Raw genomic sequence first — 16368 nt, 5'->3', positions numbered from 1 at the left:
GCACGTAGGGGCGAGGTCCTCTCGCCCCGCATTATTGGATAAAACAACATTGGGCGGGGAGACCCCGCCCCTACAAATTTACTTCGTGATGATACGATGCACACCTTTGCGGACGAAGAGAATATTTGTGACTTGCATATTTCCCATGTCGGCTTCGGTGGTGATGTATTTTTGCAACCAGGGACCCAGCGGCTTGCTGAGAAAATATCCAAAGACAGCAAAGACCACAGCGAGAGGAATGAGGAAGAGTCGCCAACGGGTGGATTTTGCTCCTTGAAGCGGCGCCCAGGCAAAAGCCGCAGGGAGAAGCGCCGCAGTAACGAGGTTGGTGCCACATCCCTCGTGAACGGCAAGTCCACTTTCACCGGCTTTGAGTCGCGACAATGCTTCAGTGGATGCAATCGCTATATCTTCAAGCTGAATATCGCCCAACAGAAAAAAACCTGTCGGGTTGGAATGTCCCGCCATGGGGATCTTATATGTGCGCGCAAGAATGTGAAGTGTGGCATGTTCAAGCGCATGGTTGCGTCTTGTTTCAAGGATAAGGGGAAGGTCGAGGATCATGGAGCGATTATAGCGTTAAAGTCATACGTACCACGTAATTGCCACGCAGTACGTATGCTCGAACAAGGATGGGGTTAATCAGCCGCTGATTTTTGTGTCGCATGAATCGATTCGGTCTGGCTCGCGGTCATGGCACGATAACCAGCCCAGATCAAGATGATACCGATGAACTCAGTGACAAAGAGGACCTCAACATATCCCATGCGGGTAAAGGAGCCGCCAATGCCAGGCAAGAGTGCCCCAATGGCGATCAACCAATTGCCGAGCACACGGTTACCACTCCCCTGTTTTCGGGCATATTGGATCGCAGACCATGCGGCACCCCCGACGAGAAAGATGAGCGAATACGTATTCGGCAAGATCGAGAACAGGCGTGCCCAACGCCACGTCATCACGGCACCTGTCAAACGGTCAGGGTCAACAAGGGACATGTCCACAGGCGAGAGTGTGATCGCGACAGCCGCGACGGCAATATAGACAATGAAGAACCATGTGAGGATATCGGCGGTTCTCTTTTTGAGCAAAAGATAAACTGTGCCTTGCGCCAATGGGAAGGCACCAAGCAATGCACCTGCGATATACCAGGCCTTCATGTTGAACACGCTCCATCCAAACAGCGTATTGACCGATTCGGTCAATGTGCCGACACCGAAGCAGAGCGTGCCAATCGTCCACCACATGAGGTATTTTGCATCTGGCTTGCGTTGCCAATGCTTGTATAACGCAACCGTGAACGAGAATGAAACAATGGTGGTGAGGATGGGGATGTAGAGAATGATGGGGATGTAGAGAATGATGTTCATTATGAACTCCTTATGTTCAAAATAAAAAATGCCAATCCACTAATGATTGGCATTTTCCAATTTGCTATAGGTCTCCAACAAACTGATCAGAATATCATCCGTGAACGTATGCATCTTTGCATACATCTCAGTCGCCTTCTTGGAAGGGACGTTGGCTTCCGTATACACCTTGATGACCGACTCGACCAACGTATCTCGAAAAAATAAAAAAGCCTTCGCGGCATCCACATAGCTGAGTTGGTATCGACGTGCGCGCGAGGCATACTCATACCCAATGGCATAGGCCTCGGTGACGGCCTCCGCCCCATTGGTCGCCATATAGGTCATCAACCCCTGGAACAACGACCGCGCACTCATGCGATATTGGATGCGGGCATCATTATCCAATTTCTGATACCAGGATTCTTCTTGAAGACGTCCCTCTGAGATCTGCATGCGGACATTCTTCACCACCTCATTCATCATGCCTTCAGGTTCAATCGCCTCATTCTTGGACTTTGAATTTGCTTCTGCCCAAAGGAGGATTTCTCCTCGCTTATAGCGGCGATGGCCACCCTGCGTCTTATGGACAGGTATCGATCCTTTATCAGACCAAAGCCGTATCGTGCTCGGATGCACTCCAAGCAGTTTTGCCGCATCGCTGAGAGAAAGCCATTCGTCAGTCATTGTTTATATCCAGAATTCACAGATATTGAACACCTGTTTTGTTATGGGATTAAAAATGCAAGCGCAGTCAGAACCAACCCTACGAGACTGGCTTTGAGTTGAACTTTAAGCGCCTGACGTTTCACCTGCCGAAGTTCGGCACTATCTTCGATCTTTTCTTCTGTATCACCAAGTTTACGCAAACTGCGTGAGGCAAGAGATACTCAGGTCTTGTCCTTGGCTTGGAAGTACCCAGCGGCCGCGGCTGAGAACATGAAGAACAGAGGCAACCGCCAAAGCGGGTTGACATCCAACGCAACCAACACAGTCAAGATAACAAGGGTGATCGCTAATTGTGTGATACCAAACCGCATGCGGATCTGGCGTTCTTTCGGGCTGATATTGGCGATGCAAACGTCACCACCACCTGAGCCTTCGGGGTTAAATACAATTTTGTCTGTCATGGTTCCTTATTTAATCTCCAATGAGTGCAACTTTATCTGTAAAAGATGGCTCATGTGCTTTTTTCTGGAAGGCAGGCACATCAATACGATAGAGCATAATGGAAGCAATAAGCATCATCAATGCTTCGATGCCAAAGACAACAAGATATCCATTGAGCGGATTGCCCGTGAGCTGTGTAGCGACATCGGCAACAACACCTGCCATGAGCAAACCGATCAAACGGGAAAGTCCATTCGAGAATCCCCATGCGCCGATATACAAACCAACTTTTTCGGGGACGGTCAGATCAAACATCAACGAGAGGTTGGCGATGGTGGAAAGACCCGTGCCTAACCCCAATAAAGTAATACCAACGTAGAAAGCATGCTTATTAGCAACGATGCCGCTCACTACGATAATGACAAATCCGATCAATGCCCCAAGGTTTCCTGATTGAGCCACATATTTCTTTTTGACACGTCCATCGAGGAAGCCTGCGATGATGAAGGCCAGGAGCGTGAACGTATTGGTAATGGAGACGATGCGCGATGTCTGTTTCAAAGTCATGCCAAAGGCTTGGGCGCCGAAGGGTTCGAGCAACACATCCTGGCTGAGGATGGCGGCGAGGAGCAAAAACAAATAGACGAAGAAAATCTTTGCGATGGGGTTTTCTGTGATGGCGGCTGTCATTTGTTTGACGGTATAGGTATCCGCTTTGGTAGTTGAGGCTGAGATGTCAAAGCGAGGCTCAAGCTTGATGAGGCTGAGCAGGCCCAAAGTCAGGGCTGAGGCGGCGACGATGAGAAAGGCGCGCTGGAGTGTAGCGGGATCATACGTCGGGACCATACGGCTGAGACTGATACCTGTCGCTATCAAACCGATAACCATGATCGTGAACATGGTCGCTATCGTCTTGCCTCGTTCTTTTTCACCGGAGAGTTCAGATGCCAGCGAGAGATAAGAAACCGCGGAGAGGTTGTACCCCATGCCCCATGCGCCGAACGCGAGAATACCAGCAATGATGCCGAGAGTGAAATTCAGACTCATGAGTACGGCAATTTGCGGAGATACTGCGACGCCAATAGCGCAAAGGACGAGACCTACAAAGATATATGGTGTGCGGCGATATCCGAAAATGGGATGGCGGTCTGAGAAGGAGCCGATGGCAACTTGAATTGGGGAAAGCAGATAGGGAAAGATCGCGAGGAGCGTGAAAAGGGTTTTGGAAATACCAAGGTCAAAGATCATGACACGATTGAGCGTACTGTTGATGGGCACGAGCGTCATGGCGACGGCGGTGTGAATTAAGGCAAGCTGGAGACGTTTGAGGAACATGGGTTAGTTGGCTTATTCGTTGGGTAGTTTAGTCGGTTGTAGGTGCATAGTTTTTTACACAAAGTGAGGGCGTTGGGAACGCCCTCGTCTTTAGTGATTGTAATTGTATATGTAATTTTACGTAAGACAATGTAGATTTGCTTAGAATTCCCCTAGAATAATGTGAGCGATGAATGTGGGAAAGGTAAGTACATAGACACCTGATTATCTGTCTACATACTTACCGTCTAATCTACGACTCCGCTGCCGATTTCACCATCTTCTGTTTGGGTGCAAATATCTTCTTCTTACGCATGGCTTCAGCAAGATAGTACGTCCCGATCACATAAAAGCCTCCGATGAATTGGAGCACAACGCCCTCCCAAGTGGGATACACGCCAAACCACGTACCAAGCCAGTATGGAACTTGTAACCCTGTAATCACATGGATCGGAAGCCAGCCCACCACCTGCATAATATGAACCGTACTACCAACCATCTGCAAAAGTACTGCGCCGATCATGATGCCCGTAACAACAAGGATCTTCATGTACGGCAGGCTTCTTTGCAAACGGAAGATGATCAAGCCAACGAGATTCACACCGAGAAGCGCGATCAATACACCGGTCAAGACGGCCGTTACACCGCCTTCAAGCACAAGTGCTTGCATGAATAAAACGATCTCGAAGCCTTCACGATACACACTGGTGAATCCAAGCGTGACGAGTCCTAACAAGAGTCCCGCCTCACCTGACAACAAGCGTTTCTTTTTCGTATGGAAATTTGCCAGCCAGCTTGTCCAATAGGTGTTGTGAAAGAACCAATTCATGATGAGAAGCAAGACAGCAATCGCAACGACAGATACAACCGCTTCAAGCTTTTCACCGTAACGCGCTAAAGATTGAAGGATCTCATGCGCCAACAACCAAGTCAGCGCCGTTACGATCAACGCAAGGATCACGCCCCACCACATCGGTCGGCGATATTTACGTTCATCAGCAGATTTCAAGCTACTCATCAACGAAGCGATGATAACCACCGCCTCCAGCCCTTCACGAAAAACGATGATGCCTGCATTCGTCGCAATGGCGGCGGGCGCGGTGTTACGACCTAATTCGTTTTGCGCCTCTTCCAAGTGTTCATCCAAGGCGAGGCGTGAAGATTTTACATCCGCATATGGCGCACGGTTCTTTATCAAATACGCAAGGCCTTTATTCTCACCTTGTCCATTCCAGAACAATTCTTCCAGTTGTAATTTCAACTGCGGCGCAAAGACCATTAGCTTCGCTTCGGGTCCCGTCTCCATGATGGCATACGCATCAAGGCGTGACGATTCCGCAAGTTCGTATTCACCGTTCCGCACCGCTGTCTGCATCTGATCCAACATGGACGCGATCACATCAAAGTCGCTTTGTGCGCTGGATTTAAGCCACGCATCGGGCAACATGATATTCAACACTTCGGTCAATTCTTTTGTCTGAGACTCGATCACCTCGACTCCTGCGACCGATTTGCCTGTTCCTGTTTCGATCAGCATCTCCCCCATTGACGTAAACAACGCATCCGCCTTCATTGTCTGCTCGTGGTTCAACACATCGAGCAAATCCTTCAAGTCTGTAAATGCGGCGTACGCCCCCGCATGGAATGTGATGGCTTCTTGAATCTCAAGGTCTTTGGTCACACGTCCATCTACAACGCCTCGTCCATACTCTACGGGCACGAGTGATAGGAAACGAAGCAACTGTCCCGCACGGCGGGATTGCTCGGCAGGGCTGAGAGGAGCGGCACGAAAATTATTCAAGTTTGCTTCAACAGTCGAAAGTTGTTGACTCAAAAGCTCAGGAGTTGCAACAGCGGAGGTCCGTAGATCAGCAAATGCTGTTTGTGCAACCGAAAGCGATTCACTGCCACGTTGCTCCAAATAAGCAGGTGAAAGGATCAAGAAATACCCATCCGCCAACGCTGCCAATTCGGCACGGCGTGATGCAAATCCATTGGTGTCAGCAGTTGCCAAATCACGCAGGGATTCAGTCATGCGTGCCTGGTAGGTATCCAACACATCTGCACGGATCGATTGCAAAGCATCTTCAGCAGAGATATTGCCAGCGATGAAACCTTGCACCGCAAGAGTCGCTCCTACATTCGGGCGTGAGAAACGACTGGCAATACGGAACTCACGCACAGGCAACCATGTTTGCGCTGTGACCCCGTCTCCACTTTGGATGGATTGTTCCACGATGGCATAACTGCCAGCAAGAATACCCGTCCATATTTGGGAGCGGGCAACAGCAAATGAAACTGCATCCCTGTTGGTAACAGCTTCGTCAAGCGCATCAAAAGCGGAGCCAATTCGCAGTTGAGACTCAGCGTCATATTTGGAGAACCAGCTTGAAAGTCCGCTTTGATACGAGGTTTTTGCGTCCGCCACCAATTGGGCAGAAGAAGCGGGGTCAGATGTCAAATCCAATTGCGCCTGCACGAGCGAAGAACGGATCGACTCAGCAATTTGTGCAGGAGACTCAGAAACTGCAAATGCGGCTCCAAAAATACTGGAAGCCGCAAGCATGGCAACGAGAAATGCAAATATAATTTTTTTCATAGGCATATGTATTGTGCGTTGGTTAAGTAGGTGGCGGGTCTTGAAAAGAAGATTTCCTCGTAAGAACTCCGCCGCCGTATCGAAACCAACAAGTAAATAGTTTTTCTTATTAGTGGTTTCGATACGCTCTTCGCAACAATCGCTCAGAGCTACTCAACCACCAGAGCAGTTATTCCTCAATCGAAATGTTTAACTTTGCGGCGATCTGCGCCACCTGGCCTGCAATGGCAGTAGCACGATTCTGCGCTTCGGCACCGAGCACATCGGCTTCTTCAGGTGTGTGTTGATAGCCACCCTGCTCTTTGTCATATACATCAGCGACAAACTGCTTTAGGTCTTCAAGAGAAGTTTCGATCTGTGCGGCTTGCGCGGCATTTTCTGCTTCAACGAGCGGTTTGACCTCACCATATACCACTTGTAAACTTCCAAGAATATTTTGAATATCAGCAAGGCGCGAGATCACAACAAAGTCACGTTGCTCAGAGGCATCTCCCAAAATGAAACGGGAGTTCTTCCACGAGTTGAAGTATTCGCTCATGGTCGGTACCATCACAACCAACGATGTGAAAGCGTCTGATTCAGTAGGCACCCATACCTGGGCTGAAGCACCAAGTTCAGTCGAATAAGAATGAAGTGCATCGGCGGCAGATTTCAACACATTTGCGTCGGGCAGTTTCTCGCCAAAGTCGATTGAGCCGTTGCTATCCAAATCAACTTCAACGCCTGAAGTGAAATCGGCATATGTTCCCCACAATGTGCTTTCCAACACGCCGAACAAATTACCAGGCTTGGCCAATACACGTCCATCAGGCAATGTGAGATCAAATGGCACTGCACCTTCGGGGTCCTCTTCGCCCGATGTGCCTGCGTCGAGGATCACATCATATTCGGCCAGGCTGGGAGTTCCCGCCACGATGCCTTCCATCTGCTCATACAGAGGACTCGCCGCCAACCACGCATTCTTTGCGGACGTGAGCGCTTCACTGACTTCACCTGAATTTGATTCAGCTAAAGCGGCATAATCAAAGCCCGAGGCTTTTGCCAACTCATAATACGTATCTGAAGCATCTTTCAATGCCTGACTGCTCTTTGTCAGCTCAGATGATTTACCAAGTAAGTATGTTTTGATTCCGCTCAAGTCGGTGGCGGGTATATTTTGCTCAACAGCAGGCGCTTCTGTTGCAGCAGGCGCACAAGCGCTGGCAAGCAGGATGAAAATGAGTGTACCGATAAAAATGTTTGTCTTACGAACCATTGTTGGTTCTCTCCTTTGGGTAATTTGATTTCTCTATTGCATTACTACGGCGCACAGTATATTGACGTTGGCCAACAAAATCTAGTAATGCGGATGAAATCTGTCTTATTTAATGTTTAAAACAGTTTTCAACCAGGGTGAAAAAAAATAAATGACGACAGAACCAATTATCAGGGCGAAAAGAAGCGGAGTATTTCCTTCCGCCAAAAATGTGACATAAGTCATTGTCCAGAATTAAGGGTCGGTGAAATAATAAGGTTAGCCATAACATTTTGCGAAGGATTACCTTATGTCTGTTCCACATTTGAGCGAAAGCACAGAAATGTATCTGAAGGCGATGTCTGAATTAGGAGATCGGGATGTGGCCATCGCGCGCCTTGCCGAGCGTTTGAACGTGACACATGTCTCTGCAAACGAGATGATGCGGCGACTAAGCGAACAGGGACTCGTGACCCACACACCATACAAAGGTGTGACGCTGACAAAAAAAGGACGCGAGGTGGCTTCGAACGTGATCCGTCGGCAAAGGTTGTGGGAAGTGTTTCTGTATGAACATTTAAAGATCGAGTGGTCGAAAGTGTATGAACTGGCGTGTTCCCTGGAACATGCCACCGCGCCAGAAGTGACCGAGGCGCTGGCAAAGTTTCTCGAACATCCACAAGCTTGCCCACGCGGAAACCCGATCCCTGACGTGAAAGGTGTGTTCACGCCATTAAGCGGGATAGCGTTGAGCGAGGTAGAGATCGGCAAGACAGTGAAAGTACAGGCAGTGAATGCCACGGCAACTGATGTGTTGAAGTATTTGCAAGATAAAAATATTCTGCCCGGTCAAAAAATAAAAGTGATCGAAGCCGCACCGATGGAGGGACCTCTTACTTTGCAAGTGGGAGGAAAAGAAGTTGCGCTGGGATTATCGCTGGCAAAGTTTGTGATCGTGGAATAAATATATCGGTGGTTGAGACGCAAGCAGTCGAAACCACCAGTAAGCAAAATAACTCTTGTTACTTGTTGGTTTCGATACGGGGCGGAAAGACCCCGCCCCTACTCAACCAACGAAGTATTTTTGAAAAGGAAACCATGTCTGAATCAACTCAATTACATTTACTACGTCCGGGACAACGGGCGACAATCACCAAGGTCAATGGAGCCAGTGCATTACGCAGGCGCTTCGTTGAAATGGGAATCGTCAAAGGCGAGACGATCTTGATCGAGCGCAACGCCCCACTCGGTGACCCCGTGGAATATTTCATCAAAGGCTATCACCTTGCCCTACGAAAAGAGGAAGCCGCATTTATCGAAGTCTCCCTGCAAGGAAACGACAATGGCTGACATGACCATCGCACTTGCAGGAAATCCCAATGCAGGCAAAACGACGATCTTCAATGCGCTCACGGGGTTACGTCAACACACAGGCAATTGGCCCGGCAAGACCGTTGAGAAAAAAGAAGGTGAGATCGAACATGATGGCAAGACCATCAACATCGTGGACTTGCCCGGCACCTATAGCCTCACTGCCTATTCACCGGAAGAGATCATCGCGCGCGATTACATCATTCAGGAACGTCCCGACGTCGTCATCAATGTGATCGACGCCACCAACCTCGAACGCAATTTGTATCTCACTGTTCAGATCTTGGAATTGGACGTGCCCGTCATCCTTGCACTCAACATGTCCGATGACCTGCACAGGGACGGAGCTAAGATCAACATGGATGGCTTATCACAACTGCTTGGGAACATCCCTGTTGTGGAAACAGCCGCAAACAAAGGCAAAGGTATTACTGAACTTATCAATAAAGCCGTGCGAATGGCGAGAAAAAATTAGCCGCAGAGATGCAGAGAAATTTAAATAACCGAGTCTCTACATCTCCGTGGCAGGACAAACGACATGACCATTACAACAAACACTTTATTCAAACTTGATTACGGCGGCAAGATCGAGCGCGAGATCGCAAAGCTCATCACCGCATTTGAAGAAATAAAATTCGACACCGGTCAGTATTCACAACGTTGGCTGGCCCTCAAACTTCTCGAAGCCGATGCCGATATCCTCGCCCGTGTACAACAAATGCCCCAAGGCGAACAGATCATCGCGCTCGCCAAACAAGGCGCGGACCATGTCTCGTCCATGCTTGGCGATGACTTCGACCTCCTCACCGCCGACCGCCGCTACGGGTACATCAACGGTATCGTGCGCCAGTCCCTACACCGCCCACAACTTGACCGCCTCACCCTCACAGATCGCATCGACGACATCGTCACACACAAGTGGCTCGGCCTGCCTGTATTCTTCGCGGTGATGTACATCGTATTTCGACTAGTGATCGATGTCTCATCGCCTTTCCTCGATTGGACGGATGCCGTTATCAACGGCCCCATCGCCAACCTCTTCCGCTTCATACTGGACCTTATATCTGCTCCCGCGTGGATTCATTCTCTCGTCATTGACGGAATCGTCGCAGGCGTTGGAGGCGTGCTGGTCTTTGTCCCCGGCCTGTTGATCTTGTACTTCTTCCTCGCATTACTCGAAGACTCAGGGTACATGTCCCGCGCCGCGTTCGTCATGGATCGTTTCATGCGCGTTGTCGGTTTACATGGCAAATCGTTCATCCCGATGATCCTCGGGTTTGGCTGTGCCGTCCCTGCCATTTATGCGACTCGTACCATCGCCAGCCGCCGTGACAGAGTTCTGACAGCCTTGCTTGTGCCACTCATGTCATGCTCGGCACGTCTGCCTGTGTATGTTGTCTTCGGCCTCGCTTTCTTCGGTGCCCGTGCAGGGACAGTCATCTGGGCCATGTATGCCTTGGGCATCGTTATCGCGATGTTGGCTGGAATGGTCTTCACGAAAACAATTCTCAAACCCGATGCAACATCCGCTTTTGTACTGGAACTTCCTCCCTATCGCCAACCCGCAGTGAAGAGTGTTCTCATCCACATGTGGGAGAACACCAGCGAATTTGTCCGCAAGGCGGGGACAACGATTTTGTATGCATCCTTAGTGATGTGGCTTCTGCTCAATCTGCCATTCGGCGTAAGCAACCAACGCGACTCATATTTTGGCAAAGTCAGTAGTGCGATCTCACCCGTCTTTGCCCCGCTTGGGTTTGATGGCTGGGAAACAGGTGGTGCGCTCGTAACGGGCTTCATGGCGAAGGAGATCGTCGTCAGTACGATGAGCCAGATCTATCTTGGCGGTGAAGAAGCGGAAGTATCCGAACCCACCACTCTTGGCAAAGAGTTGGTCGGTATCGGTCAGGGATTTGTGGACGCGACGATCAGTTCAGGAAAAATCCTATTGAGCATCATCCCCGGTGTGAATTTGGTCGATGAAGAATCTGAAAGAGAAGATACTGCTCTGAGCCTTGCATTGCGCGACCGCTTCACACCATTGAGCGCCGCCGCATTTCTAGTGTTCGTTTTGTTATATGTACCCTGCGTCGCCACACTGGGCGCGATCAAACATGAGTTTGGCACGTCCTGGGCAGTCACATCCGCAGTCTATCAAACTGCCGTTGCGTGGCTCGTCGCCTTTATCGTCTACCAAGGCGGACTCCTGCTCGGATTAGGATAATGTTGTGCTGAGTCAATTAGTCCAACTCCTCGAAGGCAAAGAGAGCGGCTTGAGCCTCTCCGAGATCAGCCGCGAGATGAAGGCTCAGCCTTCTGCAGTGCTTTCTATGATTGATCTGTTAGTACAAAAAGGGAAGCTACTCGAGATCGGGCCTGACGGTCAATGTTGCACCACATGCGGAGTTCAGTCTGATTGCAATTTACTCAAGGCGAGAGGGAAGAGATATGCAATCAAAACGGACAAACCTCTTTCTGATGTCATTTGATACAACCTAAATAAAAAAATCCGAAGTGTACAACTTCGGATTTTTTTTATTTTCTGTGGTTATTACTCTTCCAAGGTCAGCGTTCCGATATCATATTTGTCACCTGCTTCGATCAACGTCCGTTCGGAGCCGATACCGTACTGGTCAGTGAGTTGCGCCCAGCCTGTGCCGGTCTCTGCCACAATGACGTAATAACCAGCAGGAACATTCTCAAACAAAAACACGCCGGTTGAATCCGTTTTGGAAGAGAGCGAGAAAGGCTGGTCAGAACAGGGCGTTTCGCCAGAGTAACTGGTGCCAAGTGTTTCCACACAGATCTCCACGCGCATATCGGCAAGGGGAGCATTGTTCGCATCCATGAGTTTACCGGTTAGTGAGCCTTTCGCTTTTTCTTCCACGGCAGGGAGAGCCGGACCATCATTAGACACGATCAAAAATGAAATGTCGTTATCGTGCAAACCGGAATTGCTCATGAACAGGTTCTGCCAGTTCGAGCCATCAAAGACCGTGAGCCCGTAGGAAGTACCAATCCAGACACGCCCACCATGATCGGCGGAAATAAAACTAACATCATTACTCGGTAATTTTTCAGAAGCGCGGTCATAGTGAGACCATGTATTGCCATCAAATACATACGCGCCATCACTTAACGTCCCAAGCCAAGCCTGACCTTTCGCGTCCACGGCTATGCTTTGAGAGGAGTTGTAATCTGATTTTTCCACGGAAGTCCATGCACCATTTTCAAAGATATCCACACCACCACTGTGCGCCACCCATGGACGTCCCTTTGCATCGAGTGTGAGCGCATCGAAGAATCGACTTCCATCGAAACCCTGTCCCTCCTGATAGACAGTCCACGTATCATTTTCGAACAATGCTACACTGCGTGAAGTGAGCACCCAAACCTTCCCATCAGGAGCCACCTGCACGTCAGAGATCAATTCATTGGAAGATGCACCACTCGCCAGATTTTCAGCGCCGTAGGTTTTCCATTGTCCGCTGGAGTAATGGCTCACACCCTGGAAGTGTGCCACCCAAACGCCACCATCAGCATCACAAGCAACGCCTTCTGGGGATGAGTAATCTTTGGTTTCAGGGATCTGTTTAAAGCTTTTGCCATCGAACAAGACCACACCGTTAATATGTGCAATCGCGAACTGACCGTCCGGGCAAATAGCTCCGGCATATAAATAGTTATTGGGGAGATCAGAATTTTCATCTGTATAGATCTGCCAGCCGTTTTCATTCAAACAACCCAAACCATTTTTTGTTCCGACACACAAGATACCAGCGCCTTTAGTCTCCATGGTCGCGGGTTCCAGAGCAGGCTGTGATGGAGCCTCTGTAGAGGCTGGTGATTGTGATTCTGAGGTTGGGGACTGCGATGTATTGTCATCAGCAGGTCCTGTGCTAGACGCTGCCTGACATGCCAGACTGGCAAGCACCAAAACACCAGCGGCTAATAAAATAGGGGTATATCTTGTTTTCATTTTTCTCCTTGTTTAAATCATCGCAATAGTAACTGCAAGGATGGGTTACTTTGCTACCTACATGTTCTACTGCGACAATGAATTTACTTTCCTTTGATCATCTCTCTTGCCACCTGCAACAACTCATGTGCAGAGCGGAGAGTTCCTTCGCCGACTTCCCCGAGCATTTGCGAAAGTTCAAGTAAACGAGCCTCACCATCGAGACGCTCAACGCGCGTCAATGTGCGGTTGGTTTGAATAAGTTTCTGTACCTGATAATGTTCATCACCAAAGACAGCCAGTTGTGGGAGATGTGTCACACAGAAGACTTGATGCGAACGTGAGAGATTCCAGAGTTTCTGTCCCACGATCATACCCACACGGCCACCGATCCCCTGATCGATCTCATCGAAGATAAGGGATGGGACTTCGTCAGCACCTGCTAAGACATTTTTCAATCCCAGCATCAAACGCGAGGTCTCACCGCCCGAGGCAATCTTGACCAAGGGCTTGAGCCCTTCGCCGGGGTTCGGGGCGATTAGAAATTCCACTTTGTCGAATCCGTTTTGATCAAAACCAACGCGTGTTCCATCTTCAAGTGGCACGCCGTTCGGGTCAGTCTTCGTTTGGAAGTCCGCTTTGAATTTCGCTGAGGACATCTTCAGGTCGCCCAACTCTGTTTCGATTCCCTTTGCCATGGAAACGGCCGCAGACTTGCGCTTCTCGCTCAACGCACCGCCTTGTTTGGCAAGTTTGTTTAACAGCTTCGCCTCTTCCATTTCGAGTTCGTCAATGCGTTCTGCCGCACCCGTGATGGTTTCCAATTGCTTGCGTGCATCCTGTCCATAAGCAATGACAGCGGGGATGCTTCCGCCATATTTGCGCGTGAGCGAGTGGATCAGGTCGATGCGTTCTTCCACTTCATCGAGCCGCTTTGGATTAAATTCGATCTCTTCCAAGTAATCGCGCAACGTGTGCACGATATCAGACATGGTATCAAGCAACAGCTCGGCTTGGTTCGATAATTCATTTTGCGCCGAGTCGATTTTTGCGAGCGCACCCAAAGCCTGAGCCGCCTGTCCGATCAAGTCACTTGCGGCGGGCATTTCAGGCGAGCCTTCGTCAAGAATGGCAAGCGCCTCTTGTGCATTCTGTGCCAGCGCCTCGGCATTCGCCAATCGGTCACGTTCCTTGCGCAGTTCTTCGTCCTCCCCTATTTTCAAACGCGCCTCTTCGATCTCTTCGGCTTGATAGGTAAGCATCTCGATCTTGCGATCGGCATCTGATTGAGCCTTTCGCAAATCGCTCAATTCATGACGCAGATTGAGCAATGCATGATAAGTCTGGCGATACTCATTGAGAGGCTTCGCGACTTCGGCGTAGCGATCGAGCAGGCCCAAGTGTGAGCGTGGATCGAGCAGAGATAAATGTTCGGCTTGTCCATGAATGTCAATGAGGATGGACCCGATCTCCCTTAAGAGAGAAGCGCCGACCGTCCTCCCATTGATGCGTGCCACACTGCGTCCACCATTGCGGATCTCACGCGATAGGATCACATAGTCGGGGTCGTCCATCAGCTCTTCACGGTTCAAAACTTCATGCACCGCTTCTCTTTCTGGACCTTTGAGCTGGAACACCCCTTCGACCAACGCTGACTCTGACTCAGCACGTACGAAGGTGGCATCCGCTTTGCCGCCAATAAGCATGACCACGGCATCGAGAATAATGGATTTACCCGCGCCTGTTTCACCTGTGAGGATGATGAGACCCGAGTTAAAGCGCAAATCGAGTTTATCTATGATCGCAAAGTTTTGAATGTGGAGTTCAGTTAGCATGATTCACCAGTTTTTAAATTTGTATTATCTGAACAATTGAATTCCAGAAAGTCGTGTATATACAACGGGTGTGGCAAGAAAAAGATAGATCAGTTGAAAGAGAATTCCAAATGGATCAAAAAAGAAAAGCCTGAACAAGATCAAAGGCAAGGCACCGAGAACAACGCCAACCGCCACTGTGATGAACAATGAACGGGAACGTCGCTTCTTTGTGACCAAACGAACTGCTTCTGCGATGATGACGCCTGCTGTCGGCGCACCTGCCGCAATGATGAACCAGCCGAAGAAGCCAATGCCGCTGATCGCTGTCACAAGCCCTGACGCAATGCCGGAAAGAAACGCCGCAATGACACCGCCCAAAACATAGTCGTACCACTCAGCGGTGTTGAATATCTGCTGTTGTCCTTTTACGCATTCTTTACAACGATACCCCGTCGGTGTGCGGATAGCACACGAAGCACAAATAGGGCGTTCGCATTGATTGCATCGCAGGGATGTTTCGCGGTTGGGGTGAACATAGCAATAGAGTGTATTGGTTGTTGATTCGGTCATGTCAAAGTATCCGATTAAGTTTATGTTTTATTACAGACCATTGACCGTGGAACATAGACCATTTGCAACGTGTAATCGTCTATGGTCTATAGTCCATGGTCAGTCTTTATCTCGGCAATCCTAAAGAATTTTCGTTCATGTGCGCGGTCAGGTTTCGATAAAAATAACCCGGGTCTCCAAAACGTACAAATTGTGCGGTCACTTCAGCGGCATGGATATCCACATGGTCATCATCCATCAACGAAATGGCAGGCTGACCGTCGATGCTCAAGACCGCGTTCTCACCTTTCACTCGAATGCTCACCATCGAACCTTCAGCGAGAACAACCGCACGATCCACCGAAAGATGCGGTGCGATCGGCACCAGCAAAATATTACGCAACTCCGGCGGCAAGATCGGTCCACCCGCCGCGAGCGCGTACGCCGTTGAACCGGTAGCGGTCGAAGCGATCAATCCATCTGCCACATAACTCGTCAGGTGACGCCCATCCACCGAAGCGGAAAGGCGCACAGGCCGCAGGTTGTGCCCGCGCCCCACTACCACTTCGTTCAAGGCGTCCCACTCTCCCAACGAGGCGTCTGCGCGGACATGTTTTGCATGGAGCATCATGCGATTCTCGATCCACGCTTCGCCATTCAACAACTTATCAAAGTACTCACGCCACTCGTCCCGGTCGACCTGGATCATGAACCCAAGTCTTCCCAGATTTACGCCGAGAATGGGAACTCCCAAAGGGGCACATAAATGTCCTGCCCGCAGAACGCTCCCATCACCACCGGCAACGATCAACATGTCAAATTCGCGGTTATTCACTCGCGCCCGCAAACCTTCATCATACAGCGAGCCAAAAGGCGCATCCACACCCAATTCCTTGAGGTACCCAGACATCGCCTCGGCCTCTGCAAACGCTTGGGGCATACGAGGATAAGCGGTCACAACAGGGTGTTTGGGGAGAAAGGGATTAGCCATGGTTCGATTATAAGGTAGACAGGTACACAGGTAAACATGTTCTCTGGTTTGACTTATCTACGTGTTTCCCTGTTTCCAG

14 protein-coding genes and 1 pseudogene are annotated in these 16368 nt (G+C 49.8%); 4 read left to right on the top strand and 11 right to left on the bottom strand.

The genetic code is table 11. From position 1 onward, the window contains the following. Window positions 1-78 precede the first annotated feature (78 nt). The 7 genes from IPP66_09515 to IPP66_09485 all read right to left on the bottom strand — a co-directional run bounded on the left by IPP66_09515 (window position 79) and on the right by IPP66_09485 (window position 7624). Window positions 79-564: a hypothetical protein gene (locus tag IPP66_09515; protein ID MBK9925515.1), complete on the bottom strand. Its 486-nt coding sequence runs from the start codon at window positions 562-564 to the stop codon at window positions 79-81. Between the two features lie 74 nt (window positions 565-638). Next, window positions 639-1367 (bottom strand): hypothetical protein, encoded by a 729-nt coding sequence (locus IPP66_09510; GenBank protein ID MBK9925514.1) that lies wholly within the window; start codon window positions 1365-1367, stop codon window positions 639-641. Window positions 1368-1406: 39 nt separating this feature from the next. Continuing rightward, a complete protein-coding gene (locus IPP66_09505; protein ID MBK9925513.1) occupies window positions 1407-2033 on the bottom strand; it encodes a helix-turn-helix domain-containing protein in 627 nt (208 codons plus the stop codon). Between the two features lie 203 nt (window positions 2034-2236). Next, on the bottom strand, window positions 2237-2476 hold the full coding sequence (locus IPP66_09500) for a hypothetical protein (protein MBK9925512.1): 240 nt from the start codon (window positions 2474-2476) through the stop codon (window positions 2237-2239). 10 nt (window positions 2477-2486) lie between these two features. Further along, window positions 2487-3791 carry a BCD family MFS transporter gene (locus tag IPP66_09495; protein MBK9925511.1) on the bottom strand — a complete coding sequence of 435 codons (1305 nt, stop codon included), beginning with the start codon at window positions 3789-3791 and terminating at the stop codon, window positions 2487-2489. A gap of 232 nt (window positions 3792-4023) precedes the next feature. After that, the gene (locus IPP66_09490) at window positions 4024-6369 is read right to left on the bottom strand and encodes an FTR1 family protein (protein MBK9925510.1); all 2346 of its coding nucleotides are present in this window, start codon (window positions 6367-6369) and stop codon (window positions 4024-4026) included. A 169-nt stretch (window positions 6370-6538) separates the two neighbouring features. After that, the gene (locus IPP66_09485) at window positions 6539-7624 is read right to left on the bottom strand and encodes an EfeM/EfeO family lipoprotein (protein ID MBK9925509.1); all 1086 of its coding nucleotides are present in this window, start codon (window positions 7622-7624) and stop codon (window positions 6539-6541) included. A gap of 289 nt (window positions 7625-7913) precedes the next feature. Here IPP66_09485 and IPP66_09480 point away from each other — a divergent pair, with 289 nt between their 5' ends. From IPP66_09480 to IPP66_09465, 4 genes and pseudogenes are all read left to right on the top strand, one after another. Next, window positions 7914-8567: a metal-dependent transcriptional regulator gene (locus IPP66_09480; GenBank protein MBK9925508.1), complete on the top strand. Its 654-nt coding sequence runs from the start codon at window positions 7914-7916 to the stop codon at window positions 8565-8567. Window positions 8568-8701: 134 nt separating this feature from the next. After that, a complete protein-coding gene (locus tag IPP66_09475; protein ID MBK9925507.1) occupies window positions 8702-8953 on the top strand; it encodes a ferrous iron transport protein A in 252 nt (83 codons plus the stop codon). After that, window positions 8946-11198, top strand: a pseudogene (gene feoB, locus IPP66_09470) (ferrous iron transport protein B). The gene IPP66_09475 and the pseudogene feoB overlap by 8 nt, the downstream one beginning before the upstream one ends. Before the next feature lie 4 nt (window positions 11199-11202). After that, window positions 11203-11463 (top strand): hypothetical protein, encoded by a 261-nt coding sequence (locus tag IPP66_09465; GenBank protein MBK9925506.1) that lies wholly within the window; start codon window positions 11203-11205, stop codon window positions 11461-11463. Between the two features lie 62 nt (window positions 11464-11525). Here IPP66_09465 and IPP66_09460 read toward each other — a convergent pair whose 3' ends face one another. From IPP66_09460 to IPP66_09445, 4 genes are all read right to left on the bottom strand, one after another. Next, window positions 11526-12953: a hypothetical protein gene (locus IPP66_09460; protein MBK9925505.1), complete on the bottom strand. Its 1428-nt coding sequence runs from the start codon at window positions 12951-12953 to the stop codon at window positions 11526-11528. Between the two features lie 83 nt (window positions 12954-13036). After that, window positions 13037-14767 (bottom strand): DNA repair protein RecN, encoded by a 1731-nt coding sequence (gene recN / locus IPP66_09455; protein ID MBK9925504.1) that lies wholly within the window; start codon window positions 14765-14767, stop codon window positions 13037-13039. A 24-nt stretch (window positions 14768-14791) separates the two neighbouring features. Beyond that, a complete protein-coding gene (locus tag IPP66_09450; protein ID MBK9925503.1) occupies window positions 14792-15319 on the bottom strand; it encodes a hypothetical protein in 528 nt (175 codons plus the stop codon). A 106-nt stretch (window positions 15320-15425) separates the two neighbouring features. Continuing rightward, complete coding sequence (locus tag IPP66_09445; GenBank protein MBK9925502.1) at window positions 15426-16289, bottom strand: NAD(+)/NADH kinase; 864 nt, start codon at window positions 16287-16289, stop codon at window positions 15426-15428. Window positions 16290-16368 lie beyond the last annotated feature (79 nt).

Source organism: Candidatus Defluviilinea proxima, from assembly GCA_016721115.1.
Lineage (GTDB): Bacteria > Chloroflexota > Anaerolineae > Anaerolineales > Villigracilaceae > Defluviilinea > Defluviilinea proxima.
Note: the sequence above shows the minus strand (reverse complement) of the source record. Positions and strands in the feature narration are given on the sequence as shown.